At 45.0% G+C, this 18,611-nt stretch carries 16 protein-coding genes; 14 read left to right on the top strand and 2 right to left on the bottom strand.

What is annotated here, in order from left to right; all coding sequences use genetic code 11:
- Positions 1-22: 22 nt before the first annotated feature.
- Positions 23-496, bottom strand: coding sequence for a hypothetical protein (locus ACF8CV_RS08770; RefSeq protein WP_138938089.1), 474 nt, complete (start codon positions 494-496; stop codon positions 23-25).
- Between the two features lie 220 nt (positions 497-716).
- Here ACF8CV_RS08770 and ACF8CV_RS08765 point away from each other — a divergent pair, with 220 nt between their 5' ends.
- From ACF8CV_RS08765 to ACF8CV_RS08750, 4 genes are all read left to right on the top strand, one after another.
- Positions 717-1,400, top strand: coding sequence for a spondin domain-containing protein (locus ACF8CV_RS08765; RefSeq protein ID WP_138938088.1), 684 nt, complete (start codon positions 717-719; stop codon positions 1,398-1,400).
- A gap of 9 nt (positions 1,401-1,409) precedes the next feature.
- A complete protein-coding gene (locus ACF8CV_RS08760) occupies positions 1,410-2,105 on the top strand; it encodes a spondin domain-containing protein (protein WP_138938087.1) in 696 nt (231 codons plus the stop codon).
- Between the two features lie 188 nt (positions 2,106-2,293).
- Complete coding sequence (locus ACF8CV_RS08755) at positions 2,294-3,025, top strand: response regulator transcription factor (protein WP_171055945.1); 732 nt, start codon at positions 2,294-2,296, stop codon at positions 3,023-3,025.
- Positions 3,026-3,049: 24 nt separating this feature from the next.
- A complete protein-coding gene (locus tag ACF8CV_RS08750; protein ID WP_138938085.1) occupies positions 3,050-4,423 on the top strand; it encodes a sensor histidine kinase KdpD in 1,374 nt (457 codons plus the stop codon).
- Positions 4,424-4,450: 27 nt separating this feature from the next.
- Here the strand turns inward: ACF8CV_RS08750 and sodC are convergent, their stop codons facing one another.
- Positions 4,451-4,966, bottom strand: coding sequence for a superoxide dismutase family protein (gene sodC / locus ACF8CV_RS08745; protein ID WP_025557730.1), 516 nt, complete (start codon positions 4,964-4,966; stop codon positions 4,451-4,453).
- Between the two features lie 544 nt (positions 4,967-5,510).
- Between sodC and ACF8CV_RS08740 the strand changes: the two genes are divergently transcribed.
- The 10 genes from ACF8CV_RS08740 to ACF8CV_RS08695 all read left to right on the top strand — a co-directional run bounded on the left by ACF8CV_RS08740 (position 5,511) and on the right by ACF8CV_RS08695 (position 18,502).
- Positions 5,511-6,917: an aminotransferase class V-fold PLP-dependent enzyme gene (locus ACF8CV_RS08740; protein ID WP_005478185.1), complete on the top strand. Its 1,407-nt coding sequence runs from the start codon at positions 5,511-5,513 to the stop codon at positions 6,915-6,917.
- A 63-nt stretch (positions 6,918-6,980) separates the two neighbouring features.
- Positions 6,981-7,913 (top strand): transporter substrate-binding domain-containing protein, encoded by a 933-nt coding sequence (locus tag ACF8CV_RS08735; RefSeq protein WP_005462861.1) that lies wholly within the window; start codon positions 6,981-6,983, stop codon positions 7,911-7,913.
- Positions 7,910-10,234, top strand: a complete 2,325-nt coding sequence (locus ACF8CV_RS08730) for a bifunctional diguanylate cyclase/phosphodiesterase (protein WP_129147361.1) — start codon at positions 7,910-7,912, stop codon at positions 10,232-10,234. The genes ACF8CV_RS08735 and ACF8CV_RS08730 overlap by 4 nt, the downstream gene beginning before the upstream one ends.
- Positions 10,235-10,446: 212 nt before the next feature.
- Complete coding sequence (locus ACF8CV_RS08725; protein ID WP_005485813.1) at positions 10,447-11,640, top strand: glycine C-acetyltransferase; 1,194 nt, start codon at positions 10,447-10,449, stop codon at positions 11,638-11,640.
- Between the two features lie 165 nt (positions 11,641-11,805).
- The gene (gene tdh / locus ACF8CV_RS08720; RefSeq protein WP_005478141.1) at positions 11,806-12,837 is read left to right on the top strand and encodes an L-threonine 3-dehydrogenase; all 1,032 of its coding nucleotides are present in this window, start codon (positions 11,806-11,808) and stop codon (positions 12,835-12,837) included.
- A gap of 402 nt (positions 12,838-13,239) precedes the next feature.
- The gene (locus tag ACF8CV_RS08715; protein ID WP_005462880.1) at positions 13,240-13,785 is read left to right on the top strand and encodes a spore coat U domain-containing protein; all 546 of its coding nucleotides are present in this window, start codon (positions 13,240-13,242) and stop codon (positions 13,783-13,785) included.
- A 39-nt stretch (positions 13,786-13,824) separates the two neighbouring features.
- Entirely contained in the window at positions 13,825-14,322 is a 498-nt protein-coding gene (locus tag ACF8CV_RS08710) for a spore coat U domain-containing protein (protein WP_031809938.1), read from the top strand.
- 21 nt (positions 14,323-14,343) lie between these two features.
- Positions 14,344-15,102 (top strand): molecular chaperone, encoded by a 759-nt coding sequence (locus ACF8CV_RS08705; protein WP_171055944.1) that lies wholly within the window; start codon positions 14,344-14,346, stop codon positions 15,100-15,102.
- Positions 15,103-15,161: 59 nt separating this feature from the next.
- Positions 15,162-17,537, top strand: coding sequence for a fimbria/pilus outer membrane usher protein (locus ACF8CV_RS08700; protein WP_171055954.1), 2,376 nt, complete (start codon positions 15,162-15,164; stop codon positions 17,535-17,537).
- The gene (locus ACF8CV_RS08695) at positions 17,534-18,502 is read left to right on the top strand and encodes a spore coat U domain-containing protein (protein ID WP_138938083.1); all 969 of its coding nucleotides are present in this window, start codon (positions 17,534-17,536) and stop codon (positions 18,500-18,502) included. Before ACF8CV_RS08700 ends, ACF8CV_RS08695 begins: the two co-directional genes overlap by 4 nt.
- The last annotated feature ends 109 nt before the right edge of the window (positions 18,503-18,611 follow it).

Below are 18,611 nucleotides of genomic sequence, written 5' to 3'. Positions count from 1 at the left end.
GTGCAAGTGTGCCAGTCTCGCTTTAACGATATTTTGCCAAAAAGGCGTGAAGAATCGGCAACCCAGACTCGTTAGCATGATAACGCTGCCAACATTGATAAATAGCGGTTTCATGTTCTGCGACAAAATCAAATGCAGTTTGAAAATTGACAGCGTTTGAATTCTTCTCTATCGCGAGTGTTTGCCATTCTCGGTATGTCACTTCGTACGGCTCAACCCAATTGAGTAGCGTGGCAACCAGCTTGGACCAAGGTAAATCGATCCACTTTTCTGCATCGGAAAGACCTTTTTCCATCATTTCTTGATGACGGTTTTCTATCTCCATTCCATGTGCTTGCAAAACAGGTTTGAGTTTTTCAGCGGTCAGTTTTTCCACGTCGACTAAAGTTTGCCAAAGCGCGCGTTGCTCTGCCTGTTTGTAGTTGTTGAGAGAGTGACTGAAAAAGGCAATACCGTAGATTTCTCCATAGTATGCAGTAAGTAAATTGTTGAGCATTTTAATGTGCGTTTGGGGAACTGATGGGCGCTATTTTATAACGGAATGAAAGAGATAAGAAGTTGTGAGAATTTTATGAGAATTCGATGAAGTTACCGAGATATTTGCTCGTCATGCTTAAAGACAAGAATGACAAACGTTCGAAAGCAATGCTGCTCAAGCCAACAAAAGACGATGTTCAAGGGCTTGGGTTTCACTCTCATAAAAGGATGGATTCACAATGAAAAAACGTACCCAACTTAGTCTTGTCATGACGTCTGTTGCTCTGGCGGTTGGCGCGGCATCAGCTCAAGCGACGGAACTAGAAATTACGGTTACCAACGCAACCAAAGGCATTTACTTTACACCGCTTATCGTCGCGGCGCATGGCTCAGATCTACATATGTTTAAAGTCGGAGAATCCGCCACATCAGAGCTTGAAGCGATGGCTGAAGGTGGGGATATTTCTGGATTATCGACCGTGATTGGCAACGCAGGCGGCGCAGTCGTAGAAAATCCTGCGGGCGGTATTCTCAATCCGGGCGCTGCGACCACGTTTACTTTGGATAGTGGCGATCACGGTTACCTCTCACTTAGCGCGATGTTATTGCCAACCAATGATGGTTTTGTCGGCTTAGATAGTTGGAAAATTCCAACCGAAGCGGGCACTTACAAAGCGACCTTGAACAGTTACGACGCGGGCACTGAAGCGAACGATGAGTTAGCGTCCAGCATTCCTAATCCTCCTTTTATTACCTTCGGTAGCGGTGGTGCTGGCGTAGAAACGGCGGTGAGCAACGACAAGGTTCACATTCATCCGGGTAATTTGGGTGACAGCGAGCCGGCTGGTGGCAAGAGTGATCTCGATAGCAGTCATCATCGTTGGTTAAACCCAGTTGCAACCATCACAATTGTTGTGAAGTAAGGAGGAGGTATGAAATACAAAATCTTACTGGTAGCGGCCTCTGTCGGAGTGCTCGCTGGTTGTCCGAATGATGACGATAATGATGTCGCGAAGTCATACCGATATACGGTGAATGTCGAGAACTTAACGGCGAATCAACCGATGTCTCCATTGGCGGTGCTGACTCACAATAGCAATTTTCAGCTATTCGAAATTGGTCAAAGTGCGTCGGTTGAGTTAGAACACTTAGCCGAGGGTGGCAGCAATGCCGAGCTGATTGCTCTGATGAACAGTGACGACAACGTCTACCAAGGTGTCTCTGGTAACGGTTTGCTGCTGCCGGGCTCATCGGACGAAGTCACCATCACAGTCAATCCTCATCGTTATGGTTATTTGTCGCTGGCTTCGATGCTCGTGAACACTAATGATGCCTTTGTTGGCGAAACGGGATTATCGCTCAAGTCACTCGCAGTGGGTGACAGTTACGAGATGAACATGAACGTGTGGGATTCTGGCACAGAGCTTAATGATGAATTGGCAGCCACGATTCCCGGCCCAGCGGGTGGCGGAGAAGGGTTTAACTCAACCCGAAACGATATGAATGATGCGGTCGCGTTTCACGCTGGGGTCATCAGCCATGATGATGGACTGGCGGATTCAACCTTGTTGGCAAACCATCGTTTTCTAAATCCTGGAGCGAAGGTCACGATCACGCGCGTTGAATAACTCACCTGCTCTGGTGGCGGATCCTTTCCTAAAAGTGTTTGTTCATGCTTTTATCCCTCATTCCACCACCAGAGCACTTTTTGACCTTGTGGGAATCTGACCTTGTTGAAAGCTGACCTTGTTGAAAGAAATACGGCTCCGTTCCGGTCATTTGCAGAATGAGGCGTCTCCCAGACAAGGAAAGGATCATGGAACGGCATACAACCAACGTGGTGGCGAACATATTGTTGATTGAAGACGATGATGACTTGGCCGAACTGGTTCAAATGCATCTCAAGTTTCAGGGGCATCAAGTCAGTCGAGAATCCAGCGTTGCAGCGGGTAGAAATGCTTATCAGCAGCAGTCGTTTGATTTGGTGATCCTCGACAGAGGTTTACCCGATGGTGATGGTTTAGATATCTGCCATCACTTGCGCCAGCAGCAAGATTGGACGCCGGTTTTGGTGTTGACCGCAAGAGACGGTGAGATGGATAAAGTGGATGGGTTGGAAGCTGACGTCGATGATTACATTACAAAGCCGTTTAGTGTTTTAGAGTTTCAAGCTCGGGTGAGAAATGTACTTCGGCGCGTTAATCAAGTCGCTGAAAAGCCGACTCCAGAAAAAGCAAAAGATGGGGCACTTAACTTTGGTGATTTGAAGATCATTCCCCAATTGCATCAGGTTTCGCTCAACGATAAAGACGTCGCGCTGACGGCAACCGAGTTTACCTTACTACAGTTTCTCGCCACTCGTCCCGGTCGAGTCTACAGTAAGGACGAGCTTTTGGATCATGTCTGGAACACCAATCATGCTGGGTACCATCACACGGTTTGTAGCACCATTAATCGCTTGCGCAGCAAGCTGTCGTTGTCGGACTCAGAGCATCATTTTATTCAAACGGTTTGGGGTGTTGGGTACAAATTTCAGCCGCGCCCATAATAGGCGGTGTGAGGAGGCGATAGGATGAGCTTCAAATCTCGTTTGGTGGTATTCACCACGGTTTGGTTTTGTTTGGCGATGGCGGCCATTGCGCTGACTTACAATTGGCAAAAAGAGACCATTGAGCTTCGCACCAAGCAAAGCTTACATCAAGATCTCGCCAGTCACATGCGGGATGACAATCCGCTCATGATTGGTACGGACTATAATCCCAAAGCGCTCAAGTCGATTTTCCACACCCTCATGTTGATAGGGCCTGATTTCGAAATCTATTTTCTTGATAGTCAAGGCAACATTACTACGCACGCAGCGCCAGAAGGGACGGAATTGATGGGAGCGGTGAATCTGGCTCCTATTCGTCAGTTTCTCAGTGGAGAACCTTTCCCGATTCTAGGCGATGACCCGCGTAATCGTGATGAACATAAAGTCTTTTCTGTCGCAGCGATAGAGGAGCTTGGCTCAACCATTGGTTATTTGTACGTGGTGATCGGGAGTTCTCGTCATACGGCCATTGCCAACGCTCAAGTGGATTCGCCGTACTTGGCGCTTGCGGGTTTAGTGCTCATTTCGATTTTAGGTTTCGCTTTTGGCTCATATTTCTTGGTTAAGCGCAGCTTGTTAAACCCGATTGAACGTGTGACCGATCAACTGCAAAAACAAGCCGAACACGACTTTCGCCTACAACCCGATTTTGCACATCAAGTGCCGGAGCTAGTGCCGATTGCTCGCTCTTATCAATTGATGGCAAAACACATCCAGCAGCAATTTTTACAACTTGAATATCAATCCTCTCATCGCCGCCAAAGTCTTTTGCAATTGAGCCACGATTTAAAAACGCCGCTTTCGAGTGTGCTTGGGTATTTGGAAACTTGGCGTTTGCAGCATCCTGACCCCGATCCGCTCATTGAAGTGGCGTTTCGCAACAGTGAAAAACTCTCCCAGCAATTGCACGCTCTGTTGGATGTGGCAAAACAAGAAGCTCCGCTACCGAGCTATGAGTATCTTCCGATTGATATTAGCCAACTAATGGCAGAATGCGCCGAAACTATGCAAAGTCAGTTTCAACGTAAAGGCGTGACGTTGAACATTACCGTAGATGAGCCACTCCAAGCGATAGGGGATAAGGGGTTATTAGAACGATTGATATTGAATTTATTGGAAAATGCACTTCGGCATAGTCCGTCGGATGCGACCGTGAGTTGCGATGTAAAACGGGGCGATAATACATCTCAAGTTCGTTTTACTTTTTCCAACCAAATAGAGCTGAATGCGCAAGCTGGCGCGCTAGGCATTGGTACTAAAATTGTCCAGTCCATTTTAATGCTGCATCACAGTCATCTTGAAACCGATGCGACATCGCATCAGTATACACAACGATTCACACTTCCTGCCGCATGAGGAAGTGTGAATTAGACAGATCATGATTTAATCGATCACGCCACACACAATGCGCGCACCGCCGCCACCTAATTTGGCTGGTTGATCCGAGTGATTGTCCCCACCGGCATGAATCATCAAGGCTCTGCCTTTTAAATCAGACATTTTGAGGCGCGGAGCTAAAACCGGTTGGCTGGCGTTTCCTTCCATGTCGGCATACAACGCTGGCAGATCGCCAAGATGGTTGCCATCGGTCCATGGAAAACCATGTTGGCCAGTATTGTCTGGGTCGTAATGGCCACCCGCACCGCCACCTACTACGGTTTTACCGTCCTTTTCTGCACTGTCACAGGATGGGTTAGCGTGGACGTGAAAACCATGTAGTCCGGCTGGAATTCCTGACAGATTCGGCGTGAATACAATTCCGTAGTCACTCTCTGATAATTCCACCGTACCGACGGCTTGGTTAGTACCCAAATCGGTCATGGTGATTGATTGGGCCAACGCGTTTGGTGTCATCACGAAAGCAGCCGCCGCTGAGATGCACAGCAATCCTTTTAACATGCGATTTCCTTCTTTATAAAGTATTCATTTGAGCGTATATCCAAGTGGTTTGTTCTCGCAGCTAAGAGTTAGGCCGTACATTTGTTTGAACTACTTTAGATCTCGCTATATATGGTCTAAAAATTAACTGTTCATTTAAACATCAAGCCATTTTATGAAACTTAACATATTGAGATTACTTGGTTATAAAAAGAATAGTCGCAGTTGAACAAATATGACGCTGAATTTTCTAATTAATACAAAGTTAAATTTTTAATGAATTTATAACAAAGCTCACTGTTTGTTTATAGATAAAACTATTATTAAGCGTTTATCATAAAAATAGTCAATTTAATGAATATTTTAATATGTATTCAGTTGTTTATTGGTTGGAAGCGAAACTGTTGCTTATGTCATCAAATAAGCTAAAAAAGTGGAACTAAAGTCACTTAATGGCAGAGTAAAAAATTAAAGTCTGGTTTGAATAGGTAATAATGTTTTAGTAACAGATAGTTACGCGTTTAAAAATTAATAATATGGCTAATTTCCGACAAGGATCGAAAAAATGAGCGACAAGGATTCTATTCAGACTAATCGCAGCCGACGTAATTTTCTTAAAGGTGCAACGGGTGCCGTTGTAGCTGGTGTTGGTGCTTCTGCTTTTTCAGGTGTAGCACAAGCTCGAGAACAGAAAATTGATTGGAGCAGCCGCGGGCTAGGTAGAAAGCACGATAAGCGTTTTTGGCGTAAAGTGCAAAAGCAGTTCGTTTTGGATAAACGAACGACTTACATGAACATTGGTACAACAGGCTCAATGCCGAAACATGTTCTTGAAGGCTATGAAGACAACAACAAATTAGTGGCGAAGTTCCCATGGGACATGAAAGGTAAGTTTGGTAAGTTCCCTTACGTTTCAGACATGATCGCAGAGATTGCACCAGGTTTTGGCGCAAATGCTGATGAAATCATCTTAAGCCGCAACACGACTGACGGTCTATGTTCGATCATTAATGGTCTGCATTTCGAGCCGGGAGACGTGATTCTTACTACACACCACGAACATATTGCAGCGACATCTCCGCTGAATGTTGTAAAACACCGCTTTGGTGTAGAAGTCGTGGAAATTCAGTTACCAGTGTTTACAGGTACTGAAGACGTTTCTGAAGCAGACTACATTCAAGCATTCCGTGACGCTATTGAAGCGCACCACAATGTTCGCCTGATTGTGTTCTCTCACATCACATACAAGACCGGTACTGCGCTGCCAGCAAAGGCAATTTGTTCTCTTGCAAAAGAGCACCAAATTCCAACGTTAGTGGATGGTGCTCACACGGTGGGTATGTTCGATCTTGACCTACATGATCTGGATTGTGATTTCTACTCTGGTTCTGGCCATAAATGGCAGTGTGGCCCGGGCGCAACAGGCATTTTATACGTGCGCGACAACGGTAATCGTTTGAACGAATACTGGAGCGACCGTGAAAATCCATTGTGGTTGATAAACTCGTCGCTTTCTCATGCGGATTACTTAGGTAAGCAAATCCAAATGCAGTACATTGGTAACGACAACTACCCAGCTAAACAAGCGCTGGCTGATAGCTGTAAAATGTGGGATGAGATTGGTCGTGACCGAATCCAAGACCGCATTCTAACGTTGAGTGACCAATGTAAAACCTCACTCCAAGACGTGCTGCCACATGCGAAAATGTTCTCGCCAAATGTGGAAGGGCTGACGAGTGGATTAACGACGTTCAACCCATTTTATGATGTGACGAACGAAGAAATCCTGACTGAGTTCCGTGACCGTCTGCGTGAAGAATATGGCTACATCATCCGTACAACGAACTTCAAGCTGTACAAAGATGATGGACACGACACGTACGCGCTTCGTATCTCTACACACTTGTTCCATGATGAGCGAGATGTAGAAGGATTGGTCGAAGCGATTGCTGATCTGTACTACTCGTTCTAACGTCGTTGTTTATCACTCAAGCGCCCATTTATGGGCGCTTTGTTGAAGGGAAGGATATACACAATGTCAGTCAAAACACTTAAACGAACCATCACTGCAGTGGCGATTTTGGCCGCGTCCGTGATGTCTTCTTCGGCTTGGTCTAATGACCTTAAAGAAATCCGTGAACGTGGTGTGCTTCGTCATATCGGTGTGCCTTATGCCAACTTTGTTTCTTACATCGAGCAAGGTGAAATGCACACGCTGACAGGATTAGATGTCGATATCGTAAAAGGATTTGCGAGCTCGTTAGGTGTGCGATATGAGTACGTACCGGCTCAGTGGAGTGACATGGTCGGTAAGCTGACAGGTCAAGATGTTCAATACCGACACAACCGCGCAGTAGTGGGTGGCAGTGTGCCAATTGAGGGTGATCTGATAGCCAATGGCGTGACGATTTTGGATTGGCGGGAAGAGGTATTGGACTTTTCTCAGGACTACTTCCCATCGGCGGTATGGCTTGTTTCTCGTACCGATTCAAGTTTAAGTCCAATTAAGCCAAGTGGCTCGATCGACGAAGACGTCAAGACAGTGAAAGAGTTGATCGATGGACGAGAAGTGTTGGCGCTAGAGCATTCGTGCCTAGACCCGAACCTTTACGACTTGTACGACACGGGTGCCAAAGTGATTTTGCCCGATGGCAAACGACTCCTAAACGAAATGGTACCTGCCATCATGAAAAATGATGCTGAAAGTACCTTATTGGATGTAGCAGACACATTAATTGCTTTAGAAAAATGGCCGGGAGAAATAAAAGTCATTGGCCCTGTTTCTGAAAATCAAAAAATGGCTGTTGCGTTCCGTAAAAATTCACCGGAATTACGCGAAGCGTTTGATCGTTATTTAGACTCTATTAAAAAAGATGGGACGTATGAAAAGCTCGTTAAAAAATACTACCCGTCCATTTACTACTTTTATAACGATTACTTCTTAGAAGATAGTAAGAAAATTCGATGAAAAAGGCTGTTAAAAAAATATCCAGTAAAAAGATAATAACGATAAGCGCAATAATCGTTTCTATTTATTTAGCGATACTTATTGTTGTTACAAGTCTTGGACAGAATAAATTAAAAGACTCTCAATATAGAGAGCTGGATTTAAAAGTAAAAAGCTATGCAAGCACACTAGACAACTTATTTACTATCGCAAGTGAAGACGTAGATAATTTATCGAGTGACAAAACCGTTCAAACTTTTTTTGCAAACTTAGCATCTGGTATGTCGATGGAATATGGCCTAGGTGCAAGTTTAATCAACTTAAAACGTAGATTTGATGAGAAGATTGACGGCAAGTTGATCAACAGTAGCAACATCTACAACAAGTTAACGCTGGTGGGCAGTGACGGAACAACCATCGTCACGACTGGCCCAAAAGATCTCAAGCCAATGGATATTCATGATTTGATGACCCAACACGGGCATCCGGAAGAAGTTTGTGCCACTCGTGATGGCGACAACATTCGGATTCAAGTGATTAAGCAAGTCAAATTTTCTGGGAAACCAGTGGCTTTTTTAATTGCGGACATCAATAAAGATATTGTTATTGAGCAATTAACCAATCAAGAGCACGAAGACAGCTACAGTCGCATGGTGCTGAAAATAAAAGATGTTGAAATGGTGGTGTGGGATTCTATCACTAAAAACTCAACCACTAATGCAGATGAGAATCATTTTCTTTCTAAAGTTTTGGATGGAAAAATATATTTCGAAGTGCCAGTGGAACAACATCACTTTAAATTGATGGCATGGTTTGAACCGCTCAACGAGCGAGATATTTTTACTTCTCGACTCTTTATTGTTGGGCTAAGTATTCTCGCCGTGATGATTGTTATTGCGCTGTGTTATGCATTTGTCGCAAACAATAATAAATTGGAATTAAAGATTAAGCTTGAGGAAGAGAAAAAGCGTAAAGATATTCTTTCTCAACAAAACCACAAACTCACCAAAGAAATAGAGCGCCGAAAAGCATCGGAGAAAGAGCTCGCATTCCAAGCCAAATACGACACCTTAACAGAATTGCCAAATCGCAGTTATGGCTCAGAACGATTGGCGCTGGAGCTTATCCGTGCATCTCGTACGGGGTCAAAAGTATTGGTGATGTTTATTGATTTGGACCACTTCAAACAGATCAACGATTCTATGGGGCATTTTGTCGGGGATGAAATTCTCAAACTCAGTGCTCAGCGTCTTCAAAACGTCGCGAGAAAAACCGATTTGCTCGCCAGAATCGGTGGGGATGAGTTCCTGTTGGTGATTCCAGATTTACCAGATAACGATACCGCGAAGCGCGTTGCTTCGAGTGTGTTATCGGCCTTTAGTGAACCGTTTGTTTGGAATAATCACGAGTTTTTCCTGACAGGCAGTGTCGGCATGTCGGTTTTCCCAGACGACGGTGATAACGCCGAGCAACTGTTGGCGTGTGCCGATATGGCGATGTACCGCGTGAAGCAAGATGGCCGCGATGCGTTCTGCTTCTACAACCACAACATGAACCAAGATCTACAGCGTTACTTGGATCTAGAAAGTCGTTTGCGTAATGCGATTTCGAACCAACTGCTCGAAATGTACTATCAGCCAATCATCGAACTGAAAAGCGGTAAAATTGTTGGCGCAGAAGCATTGATGCGTTGGAACGATGAGAAGTTTGGTTTCGTCAATCCAGAAGAGTTCATCTCGATTGCAGAGAAAAATGGGTTGATTCATCAACTTGGCGAGTTCGCCATTCAGCAAGCGTGTTATCAAGCAGCACAGTGGCAATCCATTTCGCCGTTGTTTGTATCGGTGAACTTCTCTAGCGTTCAATTCCGCTATTGTGATCGCTTATTGGCGTTCATCAGGCAAAGCTTAGAAGAATCGGGTTTGCCTGCTGAGCAATTTGATGTCGAGGTAACCGAGAGCTTGTTGTTTAACCATGATGATGAGTTGGTAGACATGCTGGATAACCTACGTGCGCTGGGTACCAAGCTGACGATTGACGACTTCGGTACGGGCTATTCTGCACTGAGTTACTTGCAGAAGTTCCCGTTTGACCGTCTGAAAATCGACCGCAGTTTTATGCAAAACGTGTTTGAGAACGACTCTGATCGTGAACTGGTCAACGTGATCATTGCTATGGCCAAAGCCTTGCGTCTTAAAATTGTCGCAGAAGGTATCGAAGAGCAACGCCATGTGGATTATCTCAACGAGCTAAACTGTGAGTTCGGCCAAGGTTTCCACTATAGCCGCCCTGTGCCAGCGAAGGAGTTTAAGCAACTTCTAAACCAACCTACTTGGTCATAACTCCTTTCAATACAAACTCATAGAAAAGCATTGATGTTATTTGTTCCTCAAATTCATTAATGCTTTTCCACCTTGAGGGATAATCGTTTTCCTTTCCTTGTTTTACACTACAATTAATTGATAGCTGATGGCCTGTGACGCCCGTCACGTAAAGGCTAAACCAAATTCGAAACGAGTGAAAACTCGTCAAAACAACCAGGAAGGAATTGCGAATGTCTTCTGCATTTTACCAACAGATTCAACAGCAAATTGAAGAAGTGAAGGCTGAAGGTCTTTACAAAGCAGAGCGTATCATTACCTCTCAACAGCAAGCCGCTGTTAAAATCTCGACAGGTGAAGAAGTACTGAACTTTTGTGCGAACAACTACCTAGGCCTAGCAAACCATCCAGCGCTTATCGAAGCGGGTAAGGCTGGCATGGATGAGCACGGCTTCGGCATGGCATCAGTACGTTTTATCTGCGGTACTCAAGACATCCACAAAGAGCTAGAACAAAAGCTTTCTAAATTCCTCGGTAAAGAAGATACGATTCTTTACACCTCTTGCTTTGATGCAAACGCAGGTCTGTTCGAAACCATTCTTGGTAAAGAAGATGCGATCATTTCTGATGCACTGAACCACGCTTCAATCATTGACGGTGTTCGTCTATGTAAAGCAATGCGCTTCCGTTACTCAAACAACAACATGGAAGAGCTAGAGCAACAACTGATCGCAGCGAAAGAAGCAGGTGCTCGCCACATCCTTATCGTAACGGACGGTGTGTTCTCTATGGATGGCGTAGTAGCAAACCTTCCAGCTATCTGTGACCTAGCAGAGAAGTACGGCGCATTGACGATGGTTGATGATTCTCACGCAGTTGGCTTCATGGGTAAAACGGGGGCAGGTACGCACGAGTACCACAATGTGGTTGACCGTATCGACATCATCACTGGTACGCTAGGTAAAGCAATGGGTGGCGCTTCTGGCGGCTACACATCTGGTAAAGCGGAAGTGATTGATTGGCTACGTCAGCGCTCTCGTCCATACCTATTCTCTAACTCTGTTGCACCAGCAATCGTAAACGCTTCTATCCGCGTTCTAGATCTACTAGAAGAAAGCGGCGATCTACGTGACCGTCTATGGGAAAACGCAGCGCATTTCCGTGCTCGTATGGAAGCAGCAGGTTTCACAATGGGCGGCGCAGACCACGCGATCATTCCAATCATGCTGGGCGATGCAAAAGTTGCAGCGGAGTTCGCTGAGCGTGCTTTAGAAAAAGGCATCTACGTAATCGGCTTCTCATTCCCTGTAGTACCAAAAGGCCAAGCGCGCATCCGTACTCAAATGTCAGCAGCGCACACTCGTGAGCAGCTAGATCGTGCGATCGATGCGTTCATCCAAGTTGGTAAAGACATGGGCATTATCTAAGTTCGATATCTCTCATGTTGATGCGGTTTGATGACAAAGGCTTGCCCAAATCTCCGTTGGAGCAGGCTCATTGGGTTAAGCCTTTTATCCCGCATTGTTGAGTGATGATGAACCTTATAGAGATTTTTTGTTTCGCACTGAGCGGGGCAATATTTGGTGAATACTATGAAAATTAAAGCACTATCAAAGCTAAAGCCTGAACAAGGCATTTGGATGACCGAAGTAGACAAACCTGAGGTTGGCCATAACGACATTCTGATCAAAATTAAGAAAACCGCGATTTGTGGTACAGACGTACACATTTACAACTGGGACGAATGGTCACAAAAGACAATTCCAGTACCTATGGTTGTCGGTCACGAATACGTGGGTGAAGTGGTTGCGATTGGTCAGGAAGTTCGTGGCTTTGAAATCGGTGACCGCGTATCTGGCGAAGGTCACATCACTTGTGGTCACTGTCGTAACTGTCGTGGCGGCCGTACTCACTTATGCCGTAACACTATCGGTGTGGGTGTAAACCGTGAAGGCGCATTTGCAGAATACTTGGTTATCCCAGCGTTCAACGCGTTCAAGATCCCAGACGAGATCTCTGACGATCTAGCGTCTATCTTTGACCCGTTTGGTAACGCAGTACACACCGCACTTTCTTTCGACCTTGTGGGTGAAGACGTGCTGATCACAGGTGCTGGCCCAATCGGCATCATGGCGGCAGCGGTTGCTAAACACGTTGGAGCTCGCCATGTAGTTATCACAGACGTAAACGAATACCGTCTCGAGCTTGCTCGTAAAATGGGCGTAACTCGTGCAGTAAACGTGGCTGAAGAGAAGCTTGAAGATGTAATGGCTGAACTAGGCATGACAGAAGGCTTCGACGTAGGTCTTGAAATGTCGGGTAACCCAGCAGCATTCAACTCAATGCTAACAACAATGAATCATGGTGGTCGTATCGCTCTGTTGGGTATTCCACCATCAGACATGGGTATCGACTGGAACCAAGTGATCTTCAAAGGTCTGGTTATCAAAGGCATTTACGGCCGTGAAATGTTCGAAACGTGGTACAAGATGGCTTCGCTGATTCAATCTGGTTTGGATCTATCGCCAATCATCACGCACCACTACAAGATTGATGATTTCCAAGAAGGCTTTGACGTTATGCGCTCTGGCATGTCGGGCAAAGTTATTCTTGATTGGGAATAATCAGTTCTAGTAAGAAAAGCGCTCCAAAAGGGGGCGCTTTTTTGTTTATTTTAGCCCTATCTTTTTCGTCCATTTTCTTAATTTCAGCCTAGAATTTTACTGCCGTTTAATAACCAATTTCCTGCTCGACTCTGTTCAAATCGACTTTATTTTCTTCTGAAACTTCAGTAAAGCTTCACTTTCTGTATTTAGAATAACCAAATGACCATTTTATTTTTAAGGGTATTTTGTGGTTTTATATCTTGTAAAAATCTCCTTTTGTAGTTATTTGTTTTTTAATCGTGCCTGTTTTTATACCTAACTTACTTCTTTTATATGTTTCGTATTTTATATGCATTTAGTTTGTCATACTTGAGCTATAACTAATAAAACAATCATCGATATACAGTGGAATGTTAGAAAATGGAGCTTTATATGAAAAGAATATATTTGATGATGCCTCTGTTATTAACGTCATTCAGTTGGCAAGCAAACGGCGCCTCAGTGAGCGGCACCATTGATGTTTCCATTAACCTTGTACAAGGTTGTGTGATCAACGGAAATAATGCGGTAGATACTGCGTCTGGTATTGGTTTTGGTTTACTTGATTTCGGCGACGTGCCAGCGATCTTTACTGAGCAAGATGCTGTGGTCAATGGTGGCAGCGCGACGGGCATTGAAGTGCTCTGTAGTAACGGCGTGACTCCGACCTTTACACTTGGCACTGGTTTGTATGACGGAAGTGTAGCAGCTGGCTCCTACGCGATGTCGAATGGTTCCGAGTATATCGAATATAAGCTGTTTACCGATTCAGACAGAAATACCCAAATCGTGCAAAATGGAACGGTGGCGCTTACTGAGTTTACGACCGCAACGGCTCAGACCATTGAGCTTTTTGCGAAAGCTTACGGTACGAGCAGCACTGCGGGATCGTATTCAGATACAATCAGTGTGACATTAAGCTGGTAAACCGTGACGCTGGTTGTTAGAGGCTTTTCACTTGTCGTGATGAGTTGGTGTTCTTCAACTGTGCTGGCTGATGTGACAGAAACCTTTCAAGTATCAGCAACAGTAGACACAGGCTGTTTGATTAATGGCGCAGTACAAGAAGAGAGCGCAACGCAAGCTGGACAAATAGGAACGTTGGATTTTGGTGAACATTCTTCTGTTTATGCAGCGGAAGTACAAGGCAGTGTCACATACAGCTCATCACTTACATTAAGTTGTACTCCGGGTATTGCGATGAATGTTTCTCTAAACGGTGGGCTGAATTCATCGGATGGTGTGCGCAAGTTAAAGCATAGCGAAGGGGTCACGACGGTAGACTACTTTTTGTTTCAGGATCTGGATTACACACAAGTGCTTGATATCGATACACGATATTCCGTCGATACCACGCAAGACCCAGATAATATTCAGTTTCCTATCTGGGCAAAGGCAATAATAAATGGGAATGAAATAGCCGGAATTTATATGGATACGCTTACGCTGACCTTGGAGTGGTAAGTGATGTTTCGGAGGGATGAAATGGAATTCATACTCAAAAAATCATTATTAATAGCGACCTTCCTTTTTGTTTTTATCTCCAATGCTAACGCCAATTCATTATTAATTTGGCCGATCTACCCCCAAATAACAGCGGAGACTAATGCGACATACCTTTGGATGGTGAATAAAGGCAACGTTGATTCTTACTTACAAGTGAGGATTTTTAAATGGGGACAAAATGAAGGTGAAGATAACTATTCTAATCAAAATCAACTGATTGCCACGCCACCATTTGTCAAAATTGAACCTGGTGAAAAACAGCTGATTCGCATCCTCAATCAAGATGAAGCCACAGCAGGTAAAGAGTACGCTTACCGAGTGATCATCGATGAACTGCCTCCAACTCACGACCCTCTAACCGATTCGATGGAAAATGAACTCGCTGTTAAAGTTCGAATGCGCTACTCCATCCCCTTATTTATCTATGGAAAAGGACTTAACAATACTCAACAGAAGAATAAGGACAGTGAGTTGTGGAATGGTTTGCAAGCTCAATTGATTAAGAAAAATAATCAACGCTTTATTCACATTAAAAACTCAGGAAATCATCATGTGCGTCTGGTGAATTTACAACTGGATTCTCCGAATAAAGAACCGTTAATGATTTCTGAAGGATTAGCCGGTTATATTCTTCCAGAGCAATATAAGGTTTGGCCTATTTCATATAAGAATATAAACAATATGAGTTTGAGTGCGAATATTGGAGGTAAACGCTACAAAATACCATTGACGCAATAATGATAATAATGAACAGACGCAATGAAATGTATGTCTTGCTTTGGGTTGGATTACTAAGTATGGCGTGGAGCAATATTGGCCTTTGTGCGAACTCACCCAACAGTTTTTCTGAGTTACCGAGTCCTGAAAACTTTTCTTTTGATAAGTTTAACAATATTAGCTTGAAACTAGAATTGGTGATCAATCAAAGAGCGACGGGGCATATTACCGAAGTCGAGCGCATTGGCGAGCAGTACTTTCTCCAGCGGCAAGATCTAATAGCGGTTGGCGTTACGGCCAAATCGTTGCCAGGAACGGAAGACAGGATTGACGTTTCTTCCATCGCTGGGGTTAACGTGCGTTATTTGCAATCGTCACTGCAACTGGCGATCGACGTTCCGCCGAACTGGCTGCCGATGCAGAGTTTATCTGCACACGATATGGGGCGATTTTCTCCAGCTAAGTTTGGTCGTGGGGGACTGTTTAACTACAACGTTTTTGGTGTGTATGAAAACGAAAGCCAACAAAAGGAGGTTTCTATCGATCATGAAATCAGAGCCTTTTCTGAGTTTGGCGTTTTTTCTACAACGGGAATATTTAAATCCAATTTTCATCGCGATGTTCAGTCTCAGCAAAGCAGTCAATACACCCGTTTCGATACAGGATATGAGTACGCCAATCAGGCGCGACGACTTCGTTTGGAAGTCGGGGACTACATCGTCCGTCCTTTGTCTTGGAGTCAGCCGGTGAGAATGGCGGGCATTCAGTTGTCGCATGATTTTTCTATGCGCCCCGACGTAGTGACGACGCCATTGCCAGCGTTTTATGGTGAGGTCACTGCGCCCACGACCTTGGATTTATTCATCAATGGCTTTAAAACCGACTCAATGGCCGTCGGGCCAGGCCCTTTCGTTATTAACGACATTCCTATGATCTCTGGCGCGGGTGAAGCAACCGTCATTGCGACTGATGCTCAAGGCCGACAAACGGTCATGACCAGCCCGTTTTTCCTCTCTTCCGATTTGTTGAAAACAGGATTTACTTCCTACAGTGCCAGTATTGGTGCGCTCAGAGAAGATTTTGGAAACGCATCGAATGAATATGGTGCTGGTGGCGTTGTTGTAGCGATGCGTCATGGCATGACGGATTGGTTAACCTTGGAAACGCAAGCTGAAGCAAAAGATGACCTAATTGTTGCGGGGCTGGGTTTTGTTAGTAATGCGTTCAACTTAGGTACGGTAGATGCCTCTTTTCGAGTCAGTAATTTTAAAGACCAATCCAGCTCATACGCGCTGAGTTACAGTTACCAATCTAGGTTGTTTAGCTTCGCTGCTAGAACGCAAGTGGAGCAAGCTGATTTCTATACCCTGTCGCATTTGCCAAATTACGAGAAGCTTAATAAAGGGGAGGAGGCATCGCTGAAGTCTCGTCATGTATCGCAAGTCAACATGGGAGTACGCTTAGGGGATTGGGGCTCACTTTCCGGTGGCTATTTCGATATTCAGCAAACCGATTCTAGCTCGCGTACACTCAATCTTACGTACAGTTATGCTCTGCCTTTTGATATCAATATGTCGCTCTCATACAACCACAGTATTGGTGGTCAGGCAGTGACATTAGCGCAGTTCTCGTTGCCCTTTGGTTCGCTTGGCGGCAGTGCCGGCTTAACGCTGAAAAGGGAAGATGATGGCGATGTGCGAGGACGCGTTGGTTACAGTCGCCTCGCGCCTATAAAAGGTGGGTGGGGTATCAATTTAGCTCATGACCTCAATGAAGATCCTGAAAACCGTAAGCAAGCCGATTTGACCTATCGTGCCTCGTGGGCTCAGTTTCGAGGAGGGCTCAATGGCACCAGTGGGAATTATGATTATTTTGCGGAAATGGCGGGTTCAGTCTCGATATTGGATGGCAAAATCTTCCCTGCTAACGAAGTGTATGACAGCTTTGCCGTGGTCAGCACCAGCGGTTTTGACGGTATTCCGGTTAAATATGAAAACCAAATTGTTGGCGTGACTGACGAGGATGGCTATTTGCTAGTGCCTTGGGCTACCGCGTATTACACCGCCAAATATGAAATTGACCCACTCACTTTACCAGCGAATGCGGCATTTTCGACGACAGAGCAGTTCGCTTCGATACATGCAGGTTACGGTTATTTATTAGAGTTTCCCATTGAGCTGCAAATTGCATTGAGTATGACCGTTGTGGATGAAAATCACCTAGTCCTGCCGCTTGGCACGTTTGGGCGTTCAGAGACAGGATTAGTCAGTCAAATTGGGTGGGATGGGTTTACCTACTTTGAAGGCGTTGACCCGGGCAGTTACATTCTGTTTTATCCTCAAGGGCAGTCACCATGTAAAGTTTCAATTGAAGGGTTGTATGAGCGCGAGAGTCAAAAAATACAAACACTGAATAGTCTGGTTTGCCTCAAAACAGAAGATGAGGCGGCACTATGATTTTGCATCGCTGGCTGGCTAGTCTACTTCTCTTTTTCTCCTGTTCGACAATGGCATGTGAGATCACGGCGCTAACACCTTCAATCCAGTTTGGCAATGTTTCTTCATTTACGGTGTCGAGCACTCAGCAACAAAGTTCAGCTCAGCCTCATGCCGGGATAACGTGTGACTTTTCGACACTTGTGTCGTTGTTGAGTGGCGACTATGTGTCCGTCACATTTACCAGCCTCAATGGTGGGCAGATGACCACCCAAGGAGATGCCAGTTCGGTAATTAACTATCAGATCTTTGGCGATTCAAGCCTTTCAGAAGAGTATGTTTTTGGCCAATTGTACACTTTCACAGACACCGACTTGTTAGATTTGTTGGGGCTGTTTGGAGACCAAGTTGAGTTCCCTCTTTATGCTCGGACGGGAGCTGGAAGTAACCTTTCGGCCGGAATTTATACAGACCAAATTATGGCGTCTTGGACTTGGAATTACTGCAAGGGCGTAGGTCTGCCAGGAGTATGTATTATGCGGACTGAGGGGAGTGCTCAAAGTACTATTACGGTCGAGTTGGAAGTGACTCCCGACTGTATGATAACCGCGCCGGATATTGATTTTGGTTCATCCCCATTGGTGGCGGGCTTCGATCCCGTTAGTCAGGTTATATCGTTAACTTGTACCAAGAACAGTTCCTTCACCATTGGTTTAAACGATGGCGTAAATGCTTCAGGAGGCCAACGAAGGATGGCATCTGATGGTAACTATTTGGAATATGAAATCTATAAGTCTTCATCGACGGAGCGCTGGGGCTCGGCTGGTGCTGAGCGCCGCGAACAGAGCGATGTCGATACTGGCGATGCCATTCCAGATGGTATCACTCCACAGAACTACAATTATCGCGCGCAGATAATGACAAGCCAAAATACCCCTCCAGCGGGCACTTATACCGACTCAATAATCGTTGATGTTCAATTTTGAGCATCATATCAATTGCATGACTAGAGGAGTTGATTCCAAAGTTTGTTTGCAATCATAGTTTTCACTCTGTAACGACCGAATCCTGTGAGATTAGTATGGCTTTGCTTTT

Origin of the sequence: Vibrio sp. zbq_1 (genome assembly GCF_043102935.1) — a bacterium.
In the GTDB taxonomy this organism is placed as follows: Bacteria; Pseudomonadota; Gammaproteobacteria; order Enterobacterales; family Vibrionaceae; genus Vibrio; species Vibrio parahaemolyticus.
The sequence above is the reverse complement of the archived record's forward strand: the minus strand, read 5'-3'. Positions and strand labels throughout refer to the sequence as shown.

Excerpts from the sequence above, each read along its gene's own strand:
- ACF8CV_RS08710 (WP_031809938.1), top strand. The coding sequence starts at position 13,825 with ATGAGTTGGTGTTCTTCAACTGTGCTGGCTGATGTGACAGAAACCTTT.
- ACF8CV_RS08715 (WP_005462880.1), top strand. The coding sequence starts at position 13,240 with ATGGAGCTTTATATGAAAAGAATATATTTGATGATGCCTCTGTTATTA.
- ACF8CV_RS08695 (WP_138938083.1), top strand. The coding sequence starts at position 17,534 with ATGATTTTGCATCGCTGGCTGGCTAGTCTACTTCTCTTTTTCTCCTGT.
- ACF8CV_RS08750 (WP_138938085.1), top strand. The coding sequence starts at position 3,050 with ATGAGCTTCAAATCTCGTTTGGTGGTATTCACCACGGTTTGGTTTTGT.
- ACF8CV_RS08765 (WP_138938088.1), top strand. The coding sequence starts at position 717 with ATGAAAAAACGTACCCAACTTAGTCTTGTCATGACGTCTGTTGCTCTG.
- ACF8CV_RS08735 (WP_005462861.1), top strand. The coding sequence starts at position 6,981 with ATGTCAGTCAAAACACTTAAACGAACCATCACTGCAGTGGCGATTTTG.
- tdh (WP_005478141.1), top strand. The coding sequence starts at position 11,806 with ATGAAAATTAAAGCACTATCAAAGCTAAAGCCTGAACAAGGCATTTGG.
- ACF8CV_RS08700 (WP_171055954.1), top strand. The coding sequence starts at position 15,162 with ATGGCGTGGAGCAATATTGGCCTTTGTGCGAACTCACCCAACAGTTTT.
- ACF8CV_RS08760 (WP_138938087.1), top strand. The coding sequence starts at position 1,410 with ATGAAATACAAAATCTTACTGGTAGCGGCCTCTGTCGGAGTGCTCGCT.
- ACF8CV_RS08770 (WP_138938089.1), bottom strand. The coding sequence starts at position 496 with ATGCTCAACAATTTACTTACTGCATACTATGGAGAAATCTACGGTATT.
- ACF8CV_RS08725 (WP_005485813.1), top strand. The coding sequence starts at position 10,447 with ATGTCTTCTGCATTTTACCAACAGATTCAACAGCAAATTGAAGAAGTG.
- sodC (WP_025557730.1), bottom strand. The coding sequence starts at position 4,966 with ATGTTAAAAGGATTGCTGTGCATCTCAGCGGCGGCTGCTTTCGTGATG.
- ACF8CV_RS08755 (WP_171055945.1), top strand. The coding sequence starts at position 2,294 with ATGGAACGGCATACAACCAACGTGGTGGCGAACATATTGTTGATTGAA.
- ACF8CV_RS08740 (WP_005478185.1), top strand. The coding sequence starts at position 5,511 with ATGAGCGACAAGGATTCTATTCAGACTAATCGCAGCCGACGTAATTTT.
- ACF8CV_RS08730 (WP_129147361.1), top strand. The coding sequence starts at position 7,910 with ATGAAAAAGGCTGTTAAAAAAATATCCAGTAAAAAGATAATAACGATA.
- ACF8CV_RS08705 (WP_171055944.1), top strand. The coding sequence starts at position 14,344 with ATGGAATTCATACTCAAAAAATCATTATTAATAGCGACCTTCCTTTTT.